We start from the raw sequence: 23953 nt of genomic DNA, 5'->3' as shown, positions 1-23953 counted from the left end.
CCTGTGCGAGGAGAAACATTATGGCTACCGCTACGCTGACCGCTGCTGCTCCATATTTAATTCAACAGGTGTACGCGGCGTACACCCCGGAGCAACATGCGGTGTGGGCGGAACTTGTGGGCCGCGTGCTTCCCAATGTTGAGAGGCACGCGGCGCGCGAGTACCTTGAGGGCTTTCAGATTATTGGGCTGCAGCCGGATAGGCTGCCGAATCTTGCGGATATTACGAAGCGGCTGGGTCCGCGCACCGGGTGGAGTTCGACGCCGGTGAGCGGATTTCTGCCCGCGCCGGCGTTTTTCGAGATGCTGGCGAACCGGCTGTTTCCGACGACGACGTGGCTGCGCAGCCGCGAGTCGCTCGAGTACACGCCGGAGCCGGATATTTTTCACGACGTGTTCGGGCATGTGCCGATGCATGCGCACCGGGTGTTCGGAGACTTTCTGGAGCACTACGGGCGCGTGTGCGCGGCCGTCCAGGATCAGATGATTCTGGAGAAGCTGGGGCGGCTGTTCTGGTATACCGTTGAATTCGGGCTGATCCGGCAGGATGGCGAGATCAAGGCGTATGGGAGCGGCGTGATCAGCTCGGCGGGCGAGTGCCAGAACGTGATCAACGGCGGCTGCGCGATCCACGACTTCAGCCTGGATGAAGTGCTCAACACACCGGTGAAGGTGGATGAGTTGCAGAAGGTGCTGTTCGCGGTAAACAGTTTCGATCAGATCTACGAGGCGATGCATGAAGCAGAGCAGCGAGTCGAGCGCGGCAGTCTTTGAGCCCGAGCAGCGGGTAGCGGCCGGGTCTGCATATCAGTCGGGATTCGGCAACGAGTTCGCAACGGAAGCTGTGGCGGGAGCGCTGCCCGAAGGGCAGAACGCGCCGCAGAAGCATCCGCTGGGGCTGTATACGGAGCAGTTCAGTGGCACTCCGTTTACTGCGCCGCGCGCGGTGAACCGGCGCACCTGGACGTATCGCATACGGCCGTCGGTGACGCATCGGCCCTATGAACCGATGGAGGCGAAGCTGATTCGGAGCGGGCCGTTCAACGAGGTGCCGACGTCACCGAACCAGTTGCGGTGGGATCCGCTGCCGGTGCCTGATGCGCCGACTGATTTCGTCGACGGCATCGTGACGTTGGGCGGCAATGGCGATCCGGCGATGCAGGTGGGGCTGGCGATTCATCTCTATGCGTGCAATCGCTCGATGGAGGACCGGTTCTTCTACACGGCCGACGGCGAGCTGCTGATCGTGCCGCAGATGGGCGTGGTTCGGTTCCACACGGAGCTTGGGATTTTGCAGGTTGCGCCGGGTGAGATATGCGTGATTCCGCGGGGCGTGAAGTTTCGCGTGGTGCTGGAAGAGAAGCAGGCGCGCGGGTACATCTGCGAGAACTATGGGCTCGCGTTCCGGCTGCCGGAGCTGGGGCCGATCGGCGCGAATGGCCTGGCGAATCCGCGGGATTTCAAGGCTCCTGTTGCAGCGTTTGAGGATCGCGAGGGCGAGTTCCACATCACGGCGAAGTTTCTGGGGCGGCTGTGGGACGCGTTCATCGATCACTCGCCGCTGGACGTCGTGGCCTGGCATGGAAATTACGCGCCGTACAAATACGATCTGGCGCTGTTTAACTGCATCAACACGGTTTCGTTCGATCATCCTGACCCGTCGATTTACACGGTGCTGACTGCTCCATCGCATACGTCGGGGACGGCGAACTGCGACTTCGCGATTTTTCCGCCGCGGTGGATGGTGGCGGAGCACACCTTCCGGCCGCCGTGGTTTCATCGCAACCTGATGAATGAGTTCATGGGGCTGGTGTTCGGCGCGTACGACGCCAAGGCGGAGGGATTTGTGCCGGGCGGCGCCAGCCTGCACAACTGCATGGCGGGGCATGGGCCAGACGCGGAGACGTTTGAGCGCGCCAGCAATGCGGAGCTGAAGCCGCAGTACCTGGGGAATACGCTGGCATTCATGTTCGAAACGCAGCTGGCGGTGCGGCCGACGGAGTTTGCGATGAATGCGCGAATTCTGCAGCACGAGTACTTTGAATGCTGGCAGGGACTCAAGAAACATTTCAATCCTGGCGGTGCATCGAACGGCGCATGAACGCGATTACGTCCGCGCTCTCAGGGCTCATTGACTATGCGGGGCTGTTTCCACCGGCTTCGCTCGACATGCGCACGGCGGTGCGCAACTACCTCGACTATCGCTCGCAGAAAAATGCGTGGATGCTGGCCGGCTTCATTGTGGACCTGGCGCGGCTCGGCGAATTGCGCGAGACTGCTGGTGAAGCGCTGTCGGGCCTGCGGCTGATCGTGCTGGCAGCGCCGGATGCGGACTTCACCGCAATCGCGAGACATCGCAGCACCGGCCAGTGCATTGAGGCCGTCGAAATCAAATGTTGCGAGCCGCTGCGGATCGCGCGCACCTGTGAACTGCTGCCGGAAGAGGTCCAGTGCTACGTCGAGATTCCGATCGCGGAGGGAAGCACTTCGACAGTGGACGCGATTGCGGCCGTGGGGGTGCGGGCCAAGCTGCGGATGGGCGGCGTAACGGCGGACGCGTTTCCGACGGCGCGACAAATTGCGGAGCGCATGTTTCTGCTGGCCGATCGTTGCGTGGCGTTCAAGGCGACAGCGGGACTGCACCACCCGCTGCGCTCAAAGCATCGGCTGACGTATGCACAAGACAGCCCGAGCGGCGTAATGCATGGCTTCCTCAACGTGCTGTGCGCTGCTGCGGCTTTGCGCTTTGGCGCGAGCGTCGAGGGTGCCGTTCGGATCCTGGAGGAGCAGGACGCAGCAGCGTTTGCGATCACAGACGACGAGATCGGTGTTCACGATTTTCGGTGGACAGCAGGGCAGGTTCGCGAGGTGCGACAATTCTTCACTAGCTTTGGCTCGTGTTCGTTTGCCGAGCCGGTTCAGGATCTGGAGGCGCTGGGATGGCTTTGAAAAGCTGGGTGGCTTCGGCGAACGATGCGAAGACTGATTTCCCGCTGGCCAACCTGCCGTATGGGGTCTTCACGCACGCGCATACGACGCGCATTGGCGTCGCGATTGGCGATCAGATATTTGATCTGCGAAGCGCGGCGAGCGAGAGCCTGCTGGCGGACCTGCCGGATGACGTGGTGGATGCGTGCACGGCCACCACGCTGAATCCGTTGATGGCGCTTGGGCCGGGGGCATGGTCTGCGCTGCGCCGGCGCGTGACGGAGTTGCTGGCGGAGAGTGCTGACGCAGAGACACAGCGGAAGGTCGCGGCGATGCTTGTGCCGATGGGCGACGCGGAGATGCAACTGCCGGCGCAGATTGGCGACTACACGGATTTCTATGCGTCGATTCATCATGCGACGCGGGTGGGAAAGCTCTTCCGGCCGGACAATCCGCTGCTGCCGAATTACAAGTATGTACCGATTGGGTATCACGGGCGTGCGTCGTCGATTGTGGTCAGCGGCGCGGACATTCGCAGGCCAAGCGGACAGACGAAACCCGCGCAAGCAAATGAGCCGGCGTTCGGGCCGTCGCGTTCGCTGGATTATGAGCTTGAGATCGGCATCTTCATCGGGCAGGGGAATGCGCTGGGCGAGCCGATTGCGATTGGCGGTGCGGAGCAGCACGTGTTCGGGCTGTGCCTGCTGAATGACTGGTCGGCGCGCGATGTGCAGTCGTGGGAGTATCAGCCGCTGGGGCCGTTTCTAGCGAAGAATTTTGCGACGACGATCTCGCCGTGGGTGGTGCCGCTGGAGGCGCTCGCGCCATATCGAGTGCCGATGCAGGCGCGGCCGGAAGGCGATCCTGCGCCGCTGCCCTATCTGGCTGGCGGCGGAGATGCGATCGAGGTTTCGCTCGAGGTGTATATCCAGTCGCGCCGGATGGGTGAAGAGAAGATTGAGCCGATGCGCGTGAGCAGGGGGAACCTGCGCGATCTGTACTGGTCGGTTGCGCAGCTCGTGACGCATCACGCGAGCAACGGGTGCAATCTGCGCGCGGGCGATCTGCTGGCGACGGGGACGATCTCTGGGCCGGAGCAGGGATCGGAAGGATGCCTGCTGGAGATGAAGCATCGCAGCGACCCGGTGAAGCTGCCGACAGGCGAGACGCGCACGTTTCTTGAAGATGGCGACGAGGTGATCTTCCGCGCGTTTGCGGAAAAGGATGGCCTGCCGAGGATCGGGTTTGGTTCTTGTACGGGGAAGATTTTGCCGGCGATATGAATCTCGCTTAGGCGAAGCCGTGCATCGATCGCTTCGCCGTTGCGAGGGCCCAACTGTAATTTAGCCGCGTAGAATAGCTTGCTTTAAATTCGATTCATAAACAGGAGCACGATGGTCAGCAGCAGAATGGCACCGAGGCCGCCGCTGGGATAGTAGCTCCAGTTGCGGTTGTAGGGCCACGCCGGAAACACGGCCACGATAGCGAGAATCAAAATAGGAATAAAGAACAGTACGACCATGGCGCTCTCCGCTTGGACGGTGGAGCCGGCTCAACTTGCTGCCAGCCCCACCTATTCAACAAAGATGCAAACGGATGCCGGAAAAGTTGTTCCTGGCGGGTTGCGGCGGCTGTTTGTGCGATTTCTCGGTGGCTTCGTGCTCTCCCACCCTTGCGACAAAAGCAAAGACATCGCAAGGATGGGGCACGGCGAGATTTGTGCTTTCCCACCCTGTCGACAGAAAAAGTCGACAGGATGGAGCACGGAGAATGTGAGGGTTATTTGATTTCGACCTGGTCGATGGCGAATTGGAATTTACCGGGGTCGGTGATGCAGATGAAGCCGATGCCGGTGAGGTCGCTGCCGTCGGTTTCAAAGGTGGAGAACGGGAAGGTGTACTGCTTCCATTCGGCACCGGCGACGAAGGTCGTCATTCCGGGTATCTCACCGGACTGGCCGCTGCGTGATTCGGTAAGGAAGAGTACCGTGTAGGTTCCGCCGTCGCCCTTGGCCCAGAAGCTGATCCCCTTCTTGCTGGAGAGGTTTACGGGCTGCATGGGCGTTGCGCCCGGCGTGTAGAGCGCGCCGGAGAAGATGAACGGGCCGCCTTCGATGTTTTCACCTTTGATCTGCAGCGCGCCTTTGCTGGCTTGAGCGCCGGGCTCGACAATGGCGATGGACGACTTGGATTTGCCGCCGTTCATACTGTCGCCGGCGGCGATCCACATGCCGTAATTCGCGGCGACCTTGCCGTCATCGAACGTGCTGACTATGCCTGACTCGGAGTTAGACGGAATGGGTGCGGTGGAGATGGGCTTGCCGGTTTCGCCGTTGAGTCCGGCGACGGTGAGCTTGACGGTTTTGGTGTCGTCAGAACTCGGGCCGACCATGAGATTGAAGACGCCGGGCTCGATGACGTGGTGCATGTTGATGTCCCAGATCTTCAGCATGTCGGGCGTGACGCTGAATTCAACGGTGCGCTTTTCGCCGGGCTTGAGCGTGAGGCGCTCGAATCTGGTGAGCTTCATGACAGGTTGAGTAACGGATGCGACGCGCTGGTGCAGATAGAGCTCGGCGACTTCATCGCCTTCGCGCGAACCGGTGTTGGTTATGTCGACCGTGACTTTCGCAGTTGCGCCGGGAAGGATCTGCTGCGGCTCGACTTTGAGGTTGTCGAACTTGAAGGTGGTGTAACTGAGGCCGGAGCCGAAGGCGAAGAGCGGCTTGCGCGTGCTGAATTCGTAGCTGCGATTGTCGCTGGGCTTGTGGTTGTAGAAGTCGGGCAGCGCGCCCACTGTGCGCGGGAAGGTGATGGGCAGCTTGCCGCCGGGATTGATGTCACCGAAGACAGCTTCCGCAAATGCCTGCCCGCCCATTTCGCCCATGTACCAGCCTTCGAAGATGGCGGCGGCGTGCTCGGCGATGTAATTGACAGAAAGCGGACGGCCGTTGATGAGCAGCACGATGACGGGCTTGCCGGTTTCGACGACGGCCTTGACGAGATCGTTCTGCGCGCCGAGCAGATCGAGCGAGTCGCGGTCGCCGCGATGGCCCTCAGACCAGGCTTCGCGGTTGGTACTTTCGTTTTCGCCGACCACGACGATGGCTACGTCGGATTTGCGCGCGGCATCGACCGCGGCCTTGATGGAGCCGGCCTGCGATGCGGTGTCGACCAGCTCGACGTTATCGGCCCACCAGCCTCTGAAGCCTTCAGGAGCTGTGGTAATCTTGCATCCTTTTTCATAGAGGACTTTGGCCTTGTCGCCGACGCGGGCCTTGATGCCGTCGAGCACGCTGATGCCGAAGCCGGGATCGCGGCTGTAGCCGCCGATGTGGAGGTCGGCCGCATTGGGGCCGATGACGGCGATGGCCTTGAGTTTGGCGAGGTCGAGGGGGAGGATGTTCTTGTCATTCTTGAGCAGGACGAGCGACTTGCGCGCGGCCTCGAGCGCGAGCTGACGATGCTCGGGGCCGTTGTTGATGCGCTCGGCATAGTCGGGATCGACGTAGGGATGATCGAAGAGGCCGAGGCGGAACTTGGTGGCGAGGATGCGGGAGACAGCGCGATCGACCTGGGCGATGGAGACGGCGCCGGCTTTCACCTGATCGCCGAGGCGGGCATAGACAGGGACATCGGAGACGTCGAAGTCGACACCGGCATCGAGCGCCTGGCGAGCCGCGTCGTTCATATCGTGCGCGGTGTGATGCGTGTCCATCAGCATCTGAATGCCATTGTCGTCGGAGGAGATGTAGCCGTCGAAGCCCCACTCCTGGCGCAGGACTTTGTCGAGCAGCCAGTGATTGGCGTGGCAGGGGACGCCATCGATTTCGTTGTAGCAGGCCATGACGGAGCCCACGTGGGCTTCCTGCACGGCGGCCTGGAAGGGGACGAGAAAGTTGTCGCGGATGACGCGCTCAGAGTAGTTGCCGGGCGCGGTATTGGTGCCACCTTCGGGGGCGCCGTGCACCGCGAAATGCTTGGCGGTGGCGAGAACGTGGTGTCGATCGATGAGGTACGTGTCGCCCTGCAGGCCGGTGATGGCGGCAACGCCCATGCGCGAGACGAGATACGGGTCTTCGCCGAGGGTTTCTTCAGTGCGGCCCCAGCGCGGGTCGCGCGCGATGTCGAGGACGGGCGAGAAGACCTGGCCGGAGCCGCGCGAGCCGGCCTCGTCGCCGATAGCGGTGAAGATGCGCTTGACGAGCGCGGGATCGAAGGTGCTGGCGAGGCCGAGGGCCTGCGGAAAGCTGGTGGCGCCGTATTCCATGTAGCCGTGCAGGGCTTCGCCGGGAAAGATGACGGGGATACCGAGGCGCGTCTTCTCGAGCTGGTAGCGCTGCACGGCATTGCGCAGGATGGCGGCGTTGCGCGGGGTGAGCTGGATGTCGCCGCCCCACTCCGCGCCGAGCGCTTTGCGGGCGCTTTCAGCGGTGTAGGTGTTGGTGGGATCGACCACGTCAACTTTCTGCAGCCAGCCCCAGTTGATCTGGTCGATTTTCTCCTCGAGCGTCATGCGCGACAGCAGGTCGGCGACGCGGTCAGGGACGGGAAGGGCGGCGTTTTTGTAGGGCGCGGTGCTGGTTGTGTCTGCCGGGTTGTTCTGGCAGAGGGCGGTGCTGGTGAAGGCGCTAGAGGCGAGCAACAGGGCAGGAAGAAGGCGGGAGGAGAGCTTATGTGCACAGAGAGTCATGGGACATTCGGAACTTCCGACATCCTTTCTGGATTTCCGGGCAGCAATTGTAGTTGAATTACGTGTCTGGGGCAGGCGAAGTTCACGGGATTCTGGCGCGGGCCTGGACTGGGCTCGGGCGGGACTTGCCGCATCGAAGCAAGAAGGGTTGCGGAATGGAAGTGGCTGAGTTGTCCGGCGGAACGGCTGCCGAGAGATCCATGCGCAAAGTTGCGCTAATTGAGAATCCAGCTTCGGGATCGGTGTCGCCGGTGCGCAGAAGTGCCGTGCGTAAGGCCGCGTCTGCGCTGGCCGGGGCGGGCATGGAGGTCGATCACCTGGTGATCGATGGGCCGGGACGCGGGTCGGCCATGGCGGCCAAAGCTGTAGCAGACGGCTGCGACACGGTGCTGGTGTGCGGCGGCGACGGCACGGTGCACGAGGTGTTGCAGGGGCTGGTGGGAACGAGCGTTGCGCTGGGGGTGCTTCCGCTGGGGACCGCGAACGCGCTGGCGGCGGACTTGGGCCTGGCGGGATCGCCGGAGAAGGCGATTCAGAGACTGCTGGAGGCACGGCCGGTTGAGGTGCCAGTGGGCAGAATCAGCTATCGCGCCAAGGATGGCTCGCAGGAGTGCCGCTACTTTACGGTGGCCGCGGGCGTGGGCCCGGACGCGCTGCTGATGGCGAGGATGGATCCAGCGCTGAAGCGCCGGCTCGGATACGTGCTCTACATGATTGAGGCGTTCCGCATCTGGGCCAGTCACCCGTTTCCGCTGTTCGAGGTGAGGGTGGACGACGGCAACGGCGGAGGAGCGACGTTGCATGCATCGCAGATTCTCGCGGTCCGGATTCGGTCGTTTGGCGGAGCGCTGGGGCAGCTTGCGCCGGGAGCAACGCTGCATAGCAACGAGCTCTCGCTGGTGGCGTTCAAGACGCGAAGCCGGCTGAGCTATCTTCGTTTCTTGCTGGCGGTGATGGCGGGGCGGCAGACGTTCTCAAAGGACGTGGAGCTGATTACCGCGAAGGCCGTGGAGTGCGTTGCCGCGCCGGATGCGCAGGGGCCGCTGTTCGTGGAGGCCGATGGCGAGGTGCTGGGGCACGCGCCGGTGCGCATGGAGATGACCAGCGAGAAGCTCACGCTGCTGGTGCCGCCGGGGGCAAAGCCGTAGTGACAGAGTGGCAGCCGTAGAGTGCGCTTCAGCTTGCGGCGAGGCTGGTAGTGCTGCAATGATCGCTGCGACATCTTTCGGGAGATCTCCTGATGTATATGCGCAGTCTTGCTCTTGCAGTGGTGGCGTTGTCGTGTGCTTCGGTGTTCGCGCAATCGGGCTGGCAGCCAGCGGCGGGGCACACGCAGATTCCCATCTGGCCGAATGGCGTGCCGGTAGTGCCGAATGCGCCGAAAGCAGCGCCTGAGGCCGATACAACTACGGCCAAGGACAACCTGATCGCGGGCAAGCCGCTGATCCGGCTTGGGAAAGTTTCGGTGCCGACGATCACGTACTACGCGCCGAAGGACGGAGGGCCGTCGGGGCCGCGTCCGGCGGTGGTAGTGTTTCCGGGCGGTGGGTATCACATCCTCGCGATTGATCTGGAAGGCACGGAGGTGTGCGACTGGCTGAACGGCGCGGGCATCGCGTGCGTGTTGCTGAAGTATCGCGTGCCGGATTCGGGGCCGTATCCGAAGTCGCCGGCGGCGTTGCAGGATGCGCAGCGCGCAGTTGGGCTGGTGCGGCAGAAGGCGAAGGAGTGGAACATCGATCCGGCCAAGGTGGGTGTGCTCGGCTTTTCAGCGGGCGGGCACCTGGTGGCAGCGATCAGCACACATTTCGACAAGCGGCTTTATGATCGCGTGGACGCGGCCGACGATCAGAGCTGCCGTCCGGATTTCGCGGTAGTTGTGTATCCGGGGTACCTGGCGCTGGATGAAAAGAACATGGAGACCAATCCGGAGATCAATCCCACGGAGCAGACACCGCCCACATTCATCGTGCAGGCCGAGGACGACCCGGTGCACGTGGAGAATGCGACGAACTACTTTCTGCAACTGAAAAAGGCGAAGGTGCCGGCGGAACTGCACATCTATGCTGAGGGTGGGCACGGATACGGGCTTCGCAAGGTGCAGAAACTGCCGGTGACCGGATGGCCGCAGATGGTGGAAACGTGGCTGCACACAATAGGAATAGTTGGAGCAAAAGCGGAGTAGGTGACGCGTATGCTGCTCGCGGTTGTAACCATCTCGGATCGCTGTTCGCGGGGCGAGGCTGTGGATACGGCCGGACCCGCGACTGTCGAACTGCTGCACGAGCAGTGGCCGGAGGCTACGGTCGAGACGGCGCTGGTTCCCGATGAAGAGGACACGATTGCGGTGCTGCTGGAGCAGTTCGCAAACGACGGAGCGGCGCTGATTGTGACCACCGGCGGAACGGGGCTGGGCCCGCGCGACCGCACACCGGAGGCTACGCGGCGCGTGATCGACCGTGAAGCGCCGGGGCTGGCCGAAGCGATGCGGGCGATGGGCGCGGCGCAGAACCAGTTCGCGTGGCTTTCCCGCGGAGTCTGCGGGCTGAAGGGTGCCACCATCATCGTGAACCTACCGGGTAGCAAGCGCGGCGCCACGGAGAGCCTTGGGTCGATTCTCAAGCTGCTGAAGCATGGGATTGACGTGGCCGCGGGCGCGCAGGGGCATCCGTGAGGTAGCCATCAGCTATCAGTCCTCAGCCTGTAGCACGAGCCTAAAATCGATAGACGATAGCCCTGCGGGCCTGACGGGTTAGCGATGCAAGAAGCAGCTCCCTTGCGAGAGCTACCTCCAATCTCGTCGCGGTTGAAGGACGCTCAGGGTCACGGCGTGGGCTACGCGATCGCCGAGATGCAACCCTTCCTCATGGTCGAACCGAAAATGCTGGCCGGCATAGATACGGCTCACGCCGGCTTCCGCGACCGCATCAGAAAAACTGCTGAAGTGCCGCGTAACTCCGGGGAGCGACTCCGATGTCACGTCGAGGCGGATCGCGTTTCCGAGAAATTCGCGGAGTACCCAGCCGCCCGCCGCACTGACGGCGCTGTGTGCGCCGGGATAGGACGGATCAGGTGCCGTCTTGACCGATAGGGGCTGCCATGTGCTGTCCGCCTCGGTGCCCGGGTTATTATCGGTATCGGCCATTTGGACGGCTGTCACCGGCCGCCACAGATCGTAGGTGTACTTTGCATCAAAGAACGCGATTGCCGTGTCGGCCAGCGCGAAATTCAGAACTGCAAACAGATGCGCGCTCCGCAGGATGCCCAGTTCATGTTGAGTGGCCGCTGTCTGAGCGATCTCGTTCCAGAAATCCTGAATGTTGCCGTTCCAGAATTTTCCTATCTGGGTCTGATCCGTCGAGCGCAGAGTGCTTGCCGCGGAACCAAAGTCTTTCACTTCATTGAAGGACTGCGTATAGCGGTCGCTGGTGAGATCGGGCGGAGCGGCGGGGCGAAACTCGCTTGCAGAATCGATCGCGAATGGTCTGACGCTCGCCCATTGAACGAAATCTGCGGGCGCAAAATTGGGCGGTGTCAGTTGGTAGCTTCCCGGCTGACTGGTGGGTACAAAAGGCGGGAATGTCGCCGAAGATCCATCGTCCTCTCGCAGAGCGATGATCGCGGCGGCGGCCGCTTCTCCAACTGCGACGCCTTCTGTCTTCCTCTTGCCGTTAGGGAGCTGGTCGAGATCTTGTTGGAGTTCCAAATCGAGCGAGGGCGAAAAAGCAGGATATAGCGCGACCAGGACATCGTGCGCAGCCTGGTCCGCGGCAGCCCAGGTTGAGGCCCTTCGCGGCACATACGAAAGATGCAGTGCGTAGGGGTGATAGGACCTGTCGATGGCGTTGACCGCATCGAAGATGGCGGCGTGCAGCATGGCAAAGCTTCGGGTGGAGTGGATCGTCGCCGGCTGGGCCCCCGGCGTACGGAGAATGACAAGGAGCTCCCGGTTCCATTCGATGACAGGATTGACTCGGACGTTTGGCTGCGCATCGTCAGTCACCTGCCCAAACGCACGCGGCAGAATTGCGAGTTGCACCAATACGAAGCACAGAAACACAAAGGGAAGATTTCTGCGTGACACGGCGACCCCCTCCTTATTTGAGAGTTGAGCGAGATGACGGCCGGATGTGGCAATCCACGAGCGCGCGACATCTCCCGCGATCAATAACCGTGAAATGCAGGGAATATTCCCGAGCGGGCTAAAGAACTGTGATTCCGTGCGCTCGCAAACGAGATGGCACGGGCGGTGATGGCGATCAGGCGCGTGTCTGATGCTGGCTGAGCTGTTCGATGGCGTCGCAGGCCTGATTCAGGGCGGCGTCGGTGTCGATGCGGGCGGAATAGCGGAGGGCGTTGGCCTTGATTTCCGGAGAATCGAGCAGGGCGTGCAGCGCGCGGGCTACGCGGGCGGCCTTGTAGCGCTCCGGGTAGATGCTGACGCCGAGGCGGAGTCGCTCGAGACGGAGTGCGTTGTCAGGCTGGTCGTTGCCGTAGGGGACAACGAGCTGGGGAATTCCTGCGCGAACGGCCTGGGCGATGGTTCCGATGCCGCCGGGGTGGACGAGTGCGGCCGCTCGAGGAAGGATCTGGCTGAAGGGCAGGTAGGGGAAGGCGCGCACGTTGGGCGGCAGATCGGGCGGAAGCTGATCTGGGAAGCTGGTGACGAGCATGGCGCGATGGCCGGTGAGGCGGCATGCTGCTACGGACTCGCGGAAGAAAGTGTGGAGATTGGCTCCGGCCGAGCCGGGGGTGAAGACGATGGGCGGCGGGCCGGCGGCGAGGAAGTCTTCCACCTCGGGCGGGATATCGTAGTGGCCTGCGGCGTCGTGGAGGACGAATCCGGTGAGGCGGAGGGCGACGGGCCAGTCGGGCTGGATCGGTCCCCACCACTCGGGGAAGAGGCCGAGGACGAGCTGGGGAGAGTGCAGCCATTCGGCAAAGATGCGCTTGATCGGCGGCAGGCCCAGAGACGTGCGGAAGCGATTGAGGGAAGGCGCGAGCTGGCGGTCGATGTAGAGGCCGTCGATCAGTTTGTAAATGAAGCGCTTCCACCAGAGCGGCGCGGAGGGGCCCATAGGAATGCGGCCCTGACGGCCGGCGTCGGTCAGGCTGCGGATGACCGAGGGTTGCAGGTGGATGGTGGCCATGGGGATGCCGAGCTTTTCGCTGGCGATGCGTGCGCCGAGGCAGATGGTGGAGGCGACGATGACCGTGGAGGGTGTGCGGTGGGTATCGAGGATGCGGTAGAGCGGCTCGAGGTTGGGGAGGATGACCATCTGTGCGATGACGTCGAAGGACTTTGTGGGGCTATAGAGACGCGGGTCGGCGATGATGCGCTCGGCGTCAGCGAGGGTGCCGAGGTGGATGAAGCCGAGGCCGGCGGACTCGATCTGCGCGGAGAAGTATTCATTGGTGATAACGGTGACGTTGTGGCCGCGGCTCTTGAGGGCGGTGGCGAGCGCGATGGCGGGATGCACGTCTCCGGCGCTGCCGAGCGTGGGCAGAAGGATGTCCATGAAGTCCTCTGAGTATGCGCTCCCAGATTAAATGGACGCGACGAAGACCGGCGCTGCATTGAGTAGACTCGGGGTGAGAGGTCGACCGACATATGGCGAGCGAGAACGGCGGATTGGCAGGAGAGGTGTTGGCGGGCGCGGGCGAGGTGTCTGCGCCGAACCGGAATGGCGGGCGCAACTCTACGCGGCGCAAGGTGGGGATTATCGGCGCGGGAAGCGTGGGCGCGACGATCGCGTATGCGGCGATGATTCGCGGCGTGGCGCGGCACATCAGCCTGTTCGACATTGCGAAGTCGAAGGTGGATGCCGAGGTGCTCGACCTGAACCACGGGCTTTTGTTCGCGCCACAAGCCATGGTGGATGGGTCGGACGACGTGGAGGTTCTGCGCGACTGCGATGTGGTGGTGATGACCGCGGGCGCGAAGCAGAAGCCGGGCGAGACACGCATGGACCTTGCTGCGGCCAATGCGAATCTCTGCAAGAAGATTCTGCCTGACGTGGTGCGGGTGGCGCCGGACGCGATGCTGCTGCTGGTGACGAATCCCGTGGACGTGATCACCGACCTGGCGATCAAGATTACAGGGTTCGAGTGGAACCGGGTGATCGGGTCGGGGACGGTGCTTGATAGCTCGCGGTTCCGCTACCTGGTGGCGAAGCACTGTGGCGTCGCGGTGCAGAATGTGCACGCGTATATTGCGGGGGAGCATGGGGACACGGAGATTCCGCTGTGGTCGAGCGCGACGATCGGGTCGATTCCGCTGAACCAGTGGGCGGTGCAGGGGCATGGTCGGCTGGCGGCGAAGGACAAGGACGAGATTGTCCGCAACGTGAAGGAGGCCGCATACCAAGTGATCCAGGGCAAGGGCGCGACCAACTACGCAGTGGGGCTGGCAGTGACGAACATCCTGGAGTCGATTTTGTACGACGAGAGTCGCGTTCTCGCGGTCAGCGGACGGTTGCAGGGTTTTCGCGGGATGGAGGATGTGTGCCTGAGCGTTCCGCGAATTGTGAGCTGCCGCGGGATTGAGCCGCCGCTGCCGATTCCGATGACGGTGGACGAGGAGACGGGATTGCAGGCGAGCGCGGAGCGGATTCGAAGCGTGGTGCACGAGCTGGGTTTTTAAGCGCCGGGCGCGGTGGAAAGATGTTAATACATCAGTAAATTTGTGGAGGTCTTTGTTTTCGGACCAAGTCGGACCTCTATGATATTCAGAATATGAATAAGATTCTTATCATCAGAATGTTACGCAAAATTTGGCGAATGTAAGGAGAAGCAAAAACAGGGGGAGGGGTAGCTAATTTTCTAGTAACCCCAGTTCTGTTCTAGTTAATACAGGTTTCTCCGTGGCTACAAGACTACCTTTGAAGGTAGGCTATACGAGCCTGAATGCGGCGGTCTGTGATCGCGGTCACGGTTGACGAGGGATGAAGTGGGTGCGGTGACTGGCTCGGAGGCTAAGTTGGGAATTGCCTTTTTTCGCTTCATTCTGTTTCTATCTTTCAGTCTCGGCAGCGGCCGGATCGCAACATCGTGACAACTACGCGCACAGTCCGGCATAGAATGGCGGTGTCTAAATTTCGCGGCGCCGGGGTGTGCTCACCTTCCTCTTCCCCTCCTGGTGCGCGGAACTGCATGGGTCCGTGGAATACGTTCCGGGGGGCGGCGCGATGCGCAGAGCAATCTTCATCGGAGTCATAAGTGCCTGGCTGGCGGGGTCAGTGCCGGCGTTCGCGGTCCAGAAAGTTACGGCGGACGAGCTGGAAAAGGCGGTGGCGCAGGCGCAGAACCTGCCCGACACCGATGCCGCGGCAGAGATCTATGACCTCGAGCTGACCGAGCGGCTGTCGCAAGCGCGCCTGGCGAAGGCGCTGGCGGGGCTGCAGGGGCCCAAGGCGCAGCGCACGCTCCTGGGTGTGGCGGACCGGGCGGCGTTTCTGGCTTTGCCGGCGGGGGAGATTCCGGCCAAGGCCGCGCCGGATGTGGCGGAGCAGCGCCGTATCCTCGGGCTGACCGTGCAGTATGTCACTGATACCGTGACTCAGCTTCCGCATTTTTCCGCATCGCGCACGGTGACGCATTTCGAGAGCGCTCCGGGACCGGAAGACAAGGCGGCGGACTTTGGCGGATTGCGAGCGGTGCGTTTGACGCACGCGGTGCTGCAGTACAGCAATGGCGAAGAACGGGTGGAGGCGGTTCCGGAGAAAGCAAGCGCGAAGAAGACGGGGCCAGAGCAGGGGCTGCGGACGTGGGGCGTGTTCGGTCCGATTCTTACGCAGGTGCTGCTGGACGCGGCCAATAACAAGCTGGCGTGGAGCCATTGGGAGGAGGGAGCTGCGGGCCCGGTGGCAGTGTTCCGGTACCAGGTGAGCCGCGAGAAGTCGCACTACCAGGTGCGGTATTGCTGCACGGTGCTGAAGTTCGGGCTGGAGACGAACGAGTTCCAGGAGATGACAGGGTACCACGGGGAGATCGCGGTGGATCCGCAGACGGGCACGATTGTGCGGCTGGCGTTGCAGGCGGATCTGGCGCCGACGGATCCGACGACGCGCGCGGACGTTGCGGTGGAGTATGCACCGGTGGAGTTGGGGGGGAAGGTGTATGTGGCTCCGACGCGGAGCGTATCGATTTCGGTTGGGCGCGTTCTGAAGCTTGCGCCGGACTGGAGTGGTGTGAATCGCCCGGCGAACGGGCCGCCGCAACTGCTGCTGAACCACACGGAGTTCGGGCAGTATCACCTGTTCCGCGGGGACACGCGCATTTTGACCGAGGCGGAGGAGAAGACGGCAAAGATGGCTCCCGATGCGACGCTGCCGACTGCTGCGGCCACTACGACGACGCAGGCTGATGGGCAACCGGCGGATGAGGTTCTTTCGGATGTGGCGGCTCCGGCGGGCGAGGCAGTGATTGGAGTGACGGGCGGAGACGCGTCGGAGATTTCGGCGACTGCTACGGCTGCGCTGCCGGACAACGCGGCGCGCGCGACGGAACCGCAGGCCGGGCAGGCGTCGAGCGGGTTTGTGCTGCACCTGAATGCGCGCCTTGTGGATGTAAACGTGGTGGCGCTGGATAAGAAGGGACATCCCATCACGGGGCTGAAGCGGGAGGATTTTGAAGTTTACGACAACGGAGTGAAGCAGGACCTTCGCTCGTTCAGTCAGATGGATTGGGAAGGGGCGACAACACCCGCCGCGACTTCGCAGGAGAAGCCTGGTGCGATGCCGACGTTTTCGAATCGCGACGAGAAGAAGGTGGTAGCAGGCAGCGAGGTGAACACGCTCGTGTTTGTGGTGGATCCCTCGAACCTGATCTGGAACGACCTGGTGGACGCGCGGCGGCAGATGCTGGAGTTCCTGAAGAAGTTGCCGGCGAATGAGCGCGCGGCGCTGTATGTGATGCGCTATCACGGCTACCAGGTGCTGGAAGAGGCCACGACGGATCACGCGCGCGTGGCGGCACGACTGGCGAAGTGGATGCCCTCGGCGCAGGACCTGCTGAATGCGCGCGATATGGAAGATCGCAACCGGCAGACGATGGAGTATGTCCACAGCCCTGAAGACATGCTGAGCGTGAACGGGAATTTTACGCTGGATTCGCAGTCGAACATGCAGGCGCCAGACCCGAAGCTGCGGGAGATGGGGAGCAATCCCGGGCCGAATGCGCTGGATGTACTGGTGCTCATTGGACGCCATCTCGCGCCGATGCCGGGGCACAAGAGCGTGGTGTGGGTGACGAGCGACAACGCGCTGGCGGACTGGAACCGTATGTCGGTTTCAGTGGACAAGAAATCGAAGTACATTGAACCGATCGCGCTGCGCACGCAGGAGGCCATGAACGACGCACATGCGAGCGTGTATCCGCTGGATGCGTCAAGGCTGGAAGCGAGCACGATCAATGCCAATATCGGCAACCGTAATGTGGAGCTGTCGCCGGCCTTCCAGAGACCGCCCGGTTTGGAGAAGCAGATGGAAGGGGCCGAGATGACGGCCGGACCTGACGCGAATCCCTTTGCTCAGAACCGCGACCCGCGCGCCGGGCGCTTGACGGCGCAGTTGCAGCAGGACATCAAGCCAATCCAGGGCGTGTTTCGCGAGGTGGCGGAGGCTACGGGTGGCAAGGCTTTCCGGCGGTCGAGCAATATTCTGGGCGAACTGGACGGCGTTGAGGAGGAGAGTCGGGCGACCTATCTACTGGGGTTCACGCCAAGCGAGGCCGCAGACGGGCAGTATCACCGTCTGACCGTGAAGCTGGTGGGGCACAAGGATGCTACGCTGCGCTTCCGCACGGGATACCAGTACGAGAAAGAGCCCACTACGCTGAAGGAGCGATTCGCACAGGCAGTGTGGGAGCCCACCGATGCGCAGGAAATTGCGGTGAGCGCCCAGCCGGTGACGGATGCGGCGGGGCACGCGCTGCGGGTGACGGTCGCGGGGACAGATCTGGACCTGACGCAGCAGCAGCTTGCGCATGCGAACGGCGCGGCGACAGGGCAGCAGTTGTGGTCAGGCAAGCTGGATATTTTCCTGATTCAGCGCGATGAGACGGGACGCAAGGCGCACGTGACCGGGCAGACCGTTGGGCTGCACTTGAAGCCGGCGACATATCAGCACGCCGTGAGCGAGGGGCTGACGTTCGACCAGCGAATCGCGCTGCAGCCGAAAACTACGGTGGCATCGCTGCGCGTGGTTGTGGTGGATGTGAATTCAGGGCGGATTGGCAGCGTGACGGTGCCGGCGACGGCGCTGGGGGTAAAGGCAGACTAGCTGCTAAAAGTCTCCAGCCTCGCAAGCGTTGAGTTTTCCCCAGTACGAGCCAGGGCGTGCCCTCGTCACAAAGTGAGGGCATGGGGTACATCTACTCAAGAATGCGATGCCGGCTTGGGGGCGCAGCCGAGTCACGGGGGAGCCAGGCAAGCGCATTTGGTTGAGCAGAAGCTGAAACAACGAGCAGAGCCTCACTCTGCCGCAAAGTCCATTCGTCTGAAAATCAAGTCTCGAAAGCAAGGAGGATCCATGGGAGCCATTGCCATTCCAGTGTCTTCCGCGACCGGAAGCGATCTTGTAAACACTGCGTCGACAAAGGTCGGCAATCCTTACCATCTGGGCGCAAACGTGCCCAAAGACAATCCCGACTGGAGAGGCCCGTGGGATTGCGCTGAGCTTGTTTCGTGGGCCGTCTTTCAGAGCGCGGGCATTCTTTATGGCTGCGCCAGCGATGATGGAGACCCCGCAACCGCTGACGCGTTCACCGGCTATTGGGGGCGGGACGCGACTCGATTCGGAAAGATCATTCCAGTAGAGCAGGCAGCGAAGATTCCGGGCGCTGCGGTTCTTCGCCTGGCAGTTCCCAATGGGCTGGGCGGACACATTGTGCTTTCCGATGGCCGCGGCGGAACGGTGGAAGCGCATTCATCGGCAGACGGAGTGATCAGGGGATCGCTGGCGAACCGCCGCTGGGATTTTGGGATTCTGGTTCCCGGCATCTCCTATGCAGATCCGGATGCGGCACCGGCTGCTCCCGCGCTGGCCGCGCCTGCGAAGATCTACAGGCAGACGACTGATACGACGACTGACCCTGTTGTCGCCCGTATCCAACAGGCCCTGAGCGACGCCGGCTTCAACCCGGGCAAGAGTGATGGCGTTTTCGGGAGCCACACGGAAGCGGCGGTGATTGCATTCCAAAATGCAAAGGGACTGACACCTGATGGCGAGGTGGGGCCACACACCGCGGATGCGCTTGGGATCAGCCTCGACTGAGCCTGCGGGTCTCTCAAAAGAAATCGGCGAACACCGCATAGGGCGGGTTCGCCGATTTTCTTTGTGGTCAGGTGCAGGAGCCGTTTCAGGGAACCAGAACGTCGCGGTTTACGACCTGCGGCTCGTAGGAGAAGACCTCGCGGCTGGAGGGGTCCACGTTCACTTTGAGCCAGTTCACGTCACCGAGAGCGGGCTGGTGGTCGCCGAAGGTCTCGACGCGCGTGAAATTCACGACGCGCTTGCCAGTGGTGTCGAGCAGCGGCTTGTCTACGCGGAGATAGTGCGAGTCGCCGTTTACGTAAGCGACGGGTTTCCCGAAAGCGATCACCTGGGTGCGGAGAGCGCGAAGGAAATCGCCGTAGCCGTCAGTGGCTTTGGCGGAGTCGTCTTCAACGAGGGTCTGAGGATTACGCGTGGGCGCGCGAGTCGCGTCCGTGTCATCCCAGCCGGGGTCCGCCTGCGAAATGAACATGATCGCAACGCAGCCCTGGTCGATGGCGGTCTGGAAGGTGCTCTGCATCCAGGCGATGTCCGCGGCAATGCGTGCCCCGTGCTCGACGGGATCAGGGTAGTCGTCGCAGAGGTTGTCGCAGGAGCCCTGGATATTCAACACTGCGTACATCACCTTGCCCACGATCCAACGGCGGTTTTCAACGCAGGCAACGTCCTTGTAGGTGTAGGTTTCGCTCTGCGTTTTATCGGCGGTGGGCCCGTCGGTGCCGGTGAGAAAGCCCTTGCAGGTCGGCGCGGACTGCACTTCCTGAAGAAACTTGTTCTGGCCGAGTGTGTAGGGGGTGGAGAAGAACAGGGACCGTTCGTAGTCGAGCATCTTGAGCGAGTTCCTCGCCTCAGATCCCAGGCTCTTGCGGTCGCAATCGGTCCAGTCATTGTCGCCTGTCGTGAAGATGGCTGGAGCGCGCAACGCGTTGAAGTAGGCTAGGCCGCGCTGATAGATATTGCCGTTATCGACGACGCCACCAACGCCATTGGAGGTGTTGTCGGCGCAGGACGGAACGCCGCTGCCCTGGCGCAGGTCGCCGTCTTGAACGGTGAAGGCCAGGTCCTGTGAGTTCATGTCCTGGATGACCGTCGGGATCGCATCGGCTTGCGACTGGGAGTAGGGAAGATCGCCCCACAGTCCGATGGAGTAAGGACGGCTGCTGGTTTGCTCAGCGCCGTAAGGATAGTCTTTGTTTTTGCCATAGGCATTTCCGTTTCCGTTGTCGCCAAAGGCAAAGGTGGGCGCCGGCAGAGCCGTAGCAGCCACAGCGATAGCGGCTGCGACGCAGATGAACCGCAGAGTTCTGTTCATTTGGGGAATCTCCTCCAAAAGACACTCTTAGGAGGAGATCTTTCGTTCGGATGAAGGTGCTGTAACAACCGTGTGAATATGTGCTTGGTGATGGGGAGCGGGTTGGGGCAATAGATTCGAAATCGAGGCGTCTGATATGCGCGATCTCTCTGTTTACGCGCTGTAGTGGGCTATGACTCGAGCCACTTTTCCACTCGCTGAAAATTCCATGAACTCTGCCGTATGTGTCTTCTTCTGGTTCGCGTAGTAAAGGACGACGCTATTTAGACCCGCCAACACATTCTCAAGGTGAAAGGTGAGCTCAGGGTAGGCTTCCAGCCCTCGCTGAAAGTAAGCTCTCAAATTTGCCTTTCCCTTCACGGTGCCATCCGGCGTGCCTAACAACTGGGCGGCAGCGGGCGAAGTCAACTCCACCGAGTCCTCATAATGACTCATGATCAGGTCCAGGTCATGGGCGTTCCATGCCGCGATCCAATGGATGGCCAGGTTCAATGCCTCGTTTCTCGTCACTGATTCTTCTCCCCTCCAGGTTCGATATGGCTGCACGGCTGATCCGATGCTACAGGAGAGCAGCAGTATGCGACCGGTATGACTCAGGAGGCTATCGACCCGTGATAGCTAAAGCCCTTCGGCGGTTTCCTGGATCATGTAGTCGACTACCGCTTTGAGGTCGCCGTTGGTTTCTTCGAAGACTTTCAACTGGCGATCTGCGCCGGTGCCTGTGTGCAGGATCTTGCGGATGCCTTCGATGGCTTCGCGGCTGCCGAGTTCGTCGACTTCGCGATCGACGAGGACGAGGTATTCCTCGATGAGGTCGCGCAGCGGTACTTCTTCCTGGCGGCCGAAGTCGATGAGCTTACCGTCGAGGCCGTAGCGCACGGCACGGAATTTGTTCTCCATCAGCAGAGGGCGCGCGTACTGGCGGAAGTCGAGGTTGCTCTCGTGCAGGCGGCATAGGTAAGCCGCCGTGGCCTGGATGAGCGCGGCGATGGCTACAGTCTCTTCAGCGCGCAGCGGGATGTCGCAGGCGCGAACTTCGACGGTGTTGAAGAAGGGATGCGGGCGGATGTCCCACCAGATCTTCTTGGCGTTGTCGATGCAGTTGGTTTTGACGAGGAGTTGCACGTACTGGTCGAAGTCGGAGTAGCTGGAGAAGGCGTCAGGAATGCCGGTGCGGGGGAAGTTCTCAAAGACCTTGGCGCGATAGCCCTTGTAGCCGGTGTTGAGACCGAGCCAGAAGGGCGAGTTGGTGGCCAGCGCCATGATGTGTGGCAGGAAGTAGCGCATGGAGTTCATGAGCCGGATGGCCATCTCGCGGTCTTCAATTCCGACGTGCACATGCAGGCCGAAGATGAGGTTGGCGCGGGCTACGAGCTGGAGGTCCTTGACGACCTGGTGGTAGCGCGGGTCGGGGTAGATCTGTTGGGTGCGCCAGTCGGCGAATGGGTGCGTGGCGCCGGCCACGAGCTTGAGGTCGTGCTCCTCGGTGAGATTGATCATCTGGCGGCGCAGGTCGTAGATGTCTTCGCGGGCCTCCTGGATGTTGCGGCAAACGCGGGTGCCGACTTCGACGACAGAGGTATGCATCTCGGCCTTGACGCGCTCTTCGAGGCGCATCTTGCCCTGCGCGAGCATCTCGGTTTCGATGTGGGAGCGGAGATCGCGCGTGACAGGGTCGACGGTCTGGTACTCTTCTTCGATTCCGAGCGAGAAGGACGGCCGCATGGGGGCTCCTGTAAGGGAACAGCTTGGGCACATTGTACAGAAGCGGGGAGTAGAAGACGGGGAGTAGGGAATAGGCAGTAGGGAATAGAAAGGCGCATTTCATTTTTCTGTGCATCGCTGCGGATGGCGGCTTAAGATGGGTCACACTCCCCAACATCCCTTGAACGAGGAGGCACGTGTGCGCTGGCTGATCACGAATCGGACCATTCAGGAAAACGGCCAATTTGGCGGCGATATGGGAACCCTCAGCTACTGCGTGCTTCGCGACGGCGGAACTTCGACCTCGGCGGCCGATTGGCTGCCGGTTGGTTCGGATGATTTCCGTAAGAAACTGGTGGAAGTGGTGCAGAACACGTTCCCGCCAGTCGTCAAAGATGGCATCCCCACACCTCCTGACGAGCAAAAGCATGTCTGCTTGTTCGTACATGGCTACAACAACCCGTGGAGCGATGTAATGACGCGCTACGAGAAGGTGGCAACGACGCTGTTCGATGGGCCGGATGGCCTTGGCCAGTGCATTACCTTCGACTGGCCGTCAAAAGGCAATCTGCTCTTACCTCTCCGATCGTTCAGAGGCGCGCAAGACCCCCATTGAGCGCATGAGCCGGGAGGATGCCGGTCAGAGTCAGCGGAATAGGGCATCCTTGCAGAACTAGACATCCATTTGCGGTCTCGAGCTCTGAAAGAGCTGTCACCGAAGATTGAGTTTGTGTTCGCTGTCAGTCCCGAAACAATTCGGAGAGAGCATCAGGAGCTTGCACTCCCTCGCTCCGTTCAAGCTTCCTGTCTGAACTATGCCGCTACCGGTCTGCGCTTTCCCGTATTGTGAAGCGGCTCATACTCCTCGCAGCTGATCCAGAGATGATGAAGCAGTACCGCCAGCTTGCGTGCGACGGCGATAATCGCCCGTCTCTTGCCTCTCTTGCCTCCACGCTCCGCCAGCTTCAGTCCCCATCTCCCTAAATCGGAGTCCTCTCCAAATGGACCCAGGATGTGTTGTGCTCCTTGCACCAGCGCCATGCGCAGATAGGAATCTCCCTCCCTGGTGATATGGAGCTGAGGCTCGCTCTGCCCGGAGTTCCGTCTGCCCGGCTGCAGTCCCACGTAACAGGCTGCATCGCGGCTCTTTCGAAACCGCCTTGGGTCTTCCAGCGTCAGCACGTATGTCAACCCAATCAGCGTGCCGACGCCCTTCACCTGCTTGAGCAGCGCGACTTCCGGATAGCTCTGTTCCGCCAGCGTTTCGATCTGAACGTTGTACTCTCTAATCCTGGCGGTGATCGCTTCAAGGGCACTCAGCATGGGAGCCAGCGCGCTACGCCTTAGTCCGCGCAAGAACGGCGCTGGTCTGCGCGGCACGAGGCTGACGAAGTCTTTTGGAGAGCGGATCCGCGGCCGCAACCCGAAGGGCTTCGGTTCGTCTACGACTGAAGAGTTGGGTCCGCAACTGCAGGTTGCCCCGGATCACCGTCAGATCTGCCTGCGCCTGGGCGCTACGATGTTGGATCGGCGAGAGCAACTTCGGGTCGATTCTGGCCAGTCTGGCCAAAGCCTGCGCGTCCAGCCGGTCGTCCTTGCGCCGGCTCTCTCCGATCAGACGCACGTTACGCGAATGCGCCACGATCGCCTCGTGTCCCAACTCCGTGAGCAGTCGACGCACCCACGGCGAATGCGTTCCCGTTTCCAGCGCGATCCGACTCGCTGGCATCTTCTCGAACCTCTTCCTCATCGCTTCCGGGTTGGTTGGGACTCTCTCCTCCTGAATCACCTCGCCTGCTCGGTTCAGGACACAGTAGAAACTCGATCGATCACCCAGATCCAGCCCGATGGTCAGCTGTCCATCGGGCAGTTTTCCGCTCCGGCGCGATGCCGTAGTGCTAGCCTTCTTCATGGCCGGTCTCCTTATCTCATGCGCCCTCGAGCGCGTCGATAACTTGGGAGCTTAACGCATCCCGCCGGAGACCGGCCTTCTCATCCCATCTGAAGTCAACAATTGAATGGGATGCTTTACAGCGATCTTCATA

The 23953-nt window shown here is 61.6% G+C and carries 20 protein-coding genes; 11 read left to right on the top strand and 9 right to left on the bottom strand.

Features of this window, described 5'->3' with window-relative positions:
• Window positions 1-20 precede the first annotated feature (20 nt).
• The 4 genes from MOP44_RS00700 to fahA are packed head-to-tail and all read left to right on the top strand — an operon-like array spanning window position 21 to window position 4210.
• The gene (locus tag MOP44_RS00700; protein ID WP_260793972.1) at window positions 21-773 is read left to right on the top strand and encodes a phenylalanine 4-monooxygenase; all 753 of its coding nucleotides are present in this window, start codon (window positions 21-23) and stop codon (window positions 771-773) included.
• Window positions 736-2100, top strand: coding sequence for a homogentisate 1,2-dioxygenase (hmgA, locus tag MOP44_RS00695; RefSeq protein WP_260793971.1), 1365 nt, complete (start codon window positions 736-738; stop codon window positions 2098-2100). The genes MOP44_RS00700 and hmgA overlap by 38 nt, the downstream gene beginning before the upstream one ends.
• Window positions 2097-2948: a hypothetical protein gene (locus tag MOP44_RS00690; protein WP_260793970.1), complete on the top strand. Its 852-nt coding sequence runs from the start codon at window positions 2097-2099 to the stop codon at window positions 2946-2948. Before hmgA ends, MOP44_RS00690 begins: the two co-directional genes overlap by 4 nt.
• Window positions 2939-4210 carry a fumarylacetoacetase gene (gene fahA / locus MOP44_RS00685; protein WP_260793969.1) on the top strand — a complete coding sequence of 424 codons (1272 nt, stop codon included), beginning with the start codon at window positions 2939-2941 and terminating at the stop codon, window positions 4208-4210. The genes MOP44_RS00690 and fahA overlap by 10 nt, the downstream gene beginning before the upstream one ends.
• Before the next feature lie 83 nt (window positions 4211-4293).
• On the opposite strand, the gene MOP44_RS00680 is transcribed toward fahA, so the two are convergent.
• Window positions 4294-4449 (bottom strand): DUF3309 domain-containing protein, encoded by a 156-nt coding sequence (locus MOP44_RS00680; RefSeq protein ID WP_260793968.1) that lies wholly within the window; start codon window positions 4447-4449, stop codon window positions 4294-4296.
• Between the two features lie 257 nt (window positions 4450-4706).
• Entirely contained in the window at window positions 4707-7619 is a 2913-nt protein-coding gene (locus MOP44_RS00675; protein ID WP_260793967.1) for a CIA30 family protein, read from the bottom strand.
• Between the two features lie 155 nt (window positions 7620-7774).
• Between MOP44_RS00675 and MOP44_RS00670 the strand changes: the two genes are divergently transcribed.
• The 3 genes from MOP44_RS00670 to MOP44_RS00660 all read left to right on the top strand — a co-directional run bounded on the left by MOP44_RS00670 (window position 7775) and on the right by MOP44_RS00660 (window position 10293).
• Window positions 7775-8767, top strand: coding sequence for a diacylglycerol/lipid kinase family protein (locus MOP44_RS00670; RefSeq protein ID WP_260793966.1), 993 nt, complete (start codon window positions 7775-7777; stop codon window positions 8765-8767).
• 98 nt (window positions 8768-8865) lie between these two features.
• Window positions 8866-9804, top strand: a complete 939-nt coding sequence (locus MOP44_RS00665) for an alpha/beta hydrolase (RefSeq protein WP_260793965.1) — start codon at window positions 8866-8868, stop codon at window positions 9802-9804.
• Between the two features lie 9 nt (window positions 9805-9813).
• Window positions 9814-10293 carry a MogA/MoaB family molybdenum cofactor biosynthesis protein gene (locus MOP44_RS00660; protein ID WP_260793964.1) on the top strand — a complete coding sequence of 160 codons (480 nt, stop codon included), beginning with the start codon at window positions 9814-9816 and terminating at the stop codon, window positions 10291-10293.
• Between the two features lie 111 nt (window positions 10294-10404).
• Here the strand turns inward: MOP44_RS00660 and MOP44_RS00655 are convergent, their stop codons facing one another.
• Entirely contained in the window at window positions 10405-11703 is a 1299-nt protein-coding gene (locus MOP44_RS00655; protein WP_260793963.1) for a vanadium-dependent haloperoxidase, read from the bottom strand.
• A 175-nt stretch (window positions 11704-11878) separates the two neighbouring features.
• Window positions 11879-13138, bottom strand: a complete 1260-nt coding sequence (locus MOP44_RS00650) for a glycosyltransferase (RefSeq protein WP_260793962.1) — start codon at window positions 13136-13138, stop codon at window positions 11879-11881.
• Window positions 13139-13230: 92 nt separating this feature from the next.
• On the opposite strand from MOP44_RS00650, the gene MOP44_RS00645 reads away from it, so the two are divergent.
• The 3 genes from MOP44_RS00645 to MOP44_RS00635 all read left to right on the top strand — a co-directional run bounded on the left by MOP44_RS00645 (window position 13231) and on the right by MOP44_RS00635 (window position 18892).
• Window positions 13231-14262, top strand: coding sequence for an L-lactate dehydrogenase (locus MOP44_RS00645; RefSeq protein WP_260793961.1), 1032 nt, complete (start codon window positions 13231-13233; stop codon window positions 14260-14262).
• A gap of 544 nt (window positions 14263-14806) precedes the next feature.
• Window positions 14807-17899, top strand: a complete 3093-nt coding sequence (locus tag MOP44_RS00640) for a VWA domain-containing protein (RefSeq protein ID WP_260793960.1) — start codon at window positions 14807-14809, stop codon at window positions 17897-17899.
• Between the two features lie 249 nt (window positions 17900-18148).
• Window positions 18149-18892: a peptidoglycan-binding domain-containing protein gene (locus MOP44_RS00635; RefSeq protein WP_260793959.1), complete on the top strand. Its 744-nt coding sequence runs from the start codon at window positions 18149-18151 to the stop codon at window positions 18890-18892.
• Window positions 18893-18977: 85 nt separating this feature from the next.
• Here MOP44_RS00635 and MOP44_RS00630 read toward each other — a convergent pair whose 3' ends face one another.
• From MOP44_RS00630 to MOP44_RS00620, 3 genes are all read right to left on the bottom strand, one after another.
• A complete protein-coding gene (locus tag MOP44_RS00630; RefSeq protein WP_260793958.1) occupies window positions 18978-20204 on the bottom strand; it encodes a hypothetical protein in 1227 nt (408 codons plus the stop codon).
• A 153-nt stretch (window positions 20205-20357) separates the two neighbouring features.
• Window positions 20358-20714: a nuclear transport factor 2 family protein gene (locus tag MOP44_RS00625; RefSeq protein WP_260793957.1), complete on the bottom strand. Its 357-nt coding sequence runs from the start codon at window positions 20712-20714 to the stop codon at window positions 20358-20360.
• A gap of 108 nt (window positions 20715-20822) precedes the next feature.
• Entirely contained in the window at window positions 20823-21929 is a 1107-nt protein-coding gene (locus MOP44_RS00620; RefSeq protein WP_260793956.1) for a carboxylate-amine ligase, read from the bottom strand.
• A 178-nt stretch (window positions 21930-22107) separates the two neighbouring features.
• Here MOP44_RS00620 and MOP44_RS00615 point away from each other — a divergent pair, with 178 nt between their 5' ends.
• Entirely contained in the window at window positions 22108-22524 is a 417-nt protein-coding gene (locus tag MOP44_RS00615; protein WP_260793955.1) for an alpha/beta hydrolase, read from the top strand.
• Between the two features lie 197 nt (window positions 22525-22721).
• Here MOP44_RS00615 and MOP44_RS00610 read toward each other — a convergent pair whose 3' ends face one another.
• Together MOP44_RS00610 and MOP44_RS00605 are read right to left on the bottom strand one after the other, a co-directional pair.
• Window positions 22722-23231, bottom strand: coding sequence for a transposase (locus MOP44_RS00610; RefSeq protein WP_260793954.1), 510 nt, complete (start codon window positions 23229-23231; stop codon window positions 22722-22724).
• 13 nt (window positions 23232-23244) lie between these two features.
• Window positions 23245-23820 carry an IS110 family transposase gene (locus tag MOP44_RS00605; protein ID WP_260793953.1) on the bottom strand — a complete coding sequence of 192 codons (576 nt, stop codon included), beginning with the start codon at window positions 23818-23820 and terminating at the stop codon, window positions 23245-23247.
• Window positions 23821-23953 lie beyond the last annotated feature (133 nt).

Origin of the sequence: Occallatibacter riparius, from assembly GCF_025264625.1 — a bacterium.
Classification (GTDB): Bacteria; Acidobacteriota; Terriglobia; order Terriglobales; family Acidobacteriaceae; genus Telmatobacter; species Telmatobacter riparius.
Note: the sequence above shows the minus strand (reverse complement) of the source record. Positions and strands in the feature narration are given on the sequence as shown.

What these genes read in the sequence shown, in the direction of transcription:
- MOP44_RS00700 (WP_260793972.1), top strand. Translation starts at nt 21, where the DNA reads ATGGCTACCGCTACGCTGACCGCTGCTGCTCCATATTTAATTCAACAG.
- hmgA (WP_260793971.1), top strand. Translation starts at nt 736, where the DNA reads ATGAAGCAGAGCAGCGAGTCGAGCGCGGCAGTCTTTGAGCCCGAGCAG.
- MOP44_RS00690 (WP_260793970.1), top strand. Translation starts at nt 2,097, where the DNA reads ATGAACGCGATTACGTCCGCGCTCTCAGGGCTCATTGACTATGCGGGG.
- fahA (WP_260793969.1), top strand. Translation starts at nt 2,939, where the DNA reads ATGGCTTTGAAAAGCTGGGTGGCTTCGGCGAACGATGCGAAGACTGAT.
- MOP44_RS00680 (WP_260793968.1), bottom strand. Translation starts at nt 4,449, where the DNA reads ATGGTCGTACTGTTCTTTATTCCTATTTTGATTCTCGCTATCGTGGCC.
- MOP44_RS00675 (WP_260793967.1), bottom strand. Translation starts at nt 7,619, where the DNA reads ATGACTCTCTGTGCACATAAGCTCTCCTCCCGCCTTCTTCCTGCCCTG.
- MOP44_RS00670 (WP_260793966.1), top strand. Translation starts at nt 7,775, where the DNA reads ATGGAAGTGGCTGAGTTGTCCGGCGGAACGGCTGCCGAGAGATCCATG.
- MOP44_RS00665 (WP_260793965.1), top strand. Translation starts at nt 8,866, where the DNA reads ATGCGCAGTCTTGCTCTTGCAGTGGTGGCGTTGTCGTGTGCTTCGGTG.
- MOP44_RS00660 (WP_260793964.1), top strand. Translation starts at nt 9,814, where the DNA reads ATGCTGCTCGCGGTTGTAACCATCTCGGATCGCTGTTCGCGGGGCGAG.
- MOP44_RS00650 (WP_260793962.1), bottom strand. Translation starts at nt 13,138, where the DNA reads ATGGACATCCTTCTGCCCACGCTCGGCAGCGCCGGAGACGTGCATCCC.
- MOP44_RS00645 (WP_260793961.1), top strand. Translation starts at nt 13,231, where the DNA reads ATGGCGAGCGAGAACGGCGGATTGGCAGGAGAGGTGTTGGCGGGCGCG.
- MOP44_RS00640 (WP_260793960.1), top strand. Translation starts at nt 14,807, where the DNA reads ATGCGCAGAGCAATCTTCATCGGAGTCATAAGTGCCTGGCTGGCGGGG.
- MOP44_RS00635 (WP_260793959.1), top strand. Translation starts at nt 18,149, where the DNA reads ATGGGAGCCATTGCCATTCCAGTGTCTTCCGCGACCGGAAGCGATCTT.
- MOP44_RS00630 (WP_260793958.1), bottom strand. Translation starts at nt 20,204, where the DNA reads ATGAACAGAACTCTGCGGTTCATCTGCGTCGCAGCCGCTATCGCTGTG.
- MOP44_RS00620 (WP_260793956.1), bottom strand. Translation starts at nt 21,929, where the DNA reads ATGCGGCCGTCCTTCTCGCTCGGAATCGAAGAAGAGTACCAGACCGTC.
- MOP44_RS00610 (WP_260793954.1), bottom strand. Translation starts at nt 23,231, where the DNA reads ATGCTGAGTGCCCTTGAAGCGATCACCGCCAGGATTAGAGAGTACAAC.
- MOP44_RS00605 (WP_260793953.1), bottom strand. Translation starts at nt 23,820, where the DNA reads ATGAAGAAGGCTAGCACTACGGCATCGCGCCGGAGCGGAAAACTGCCC.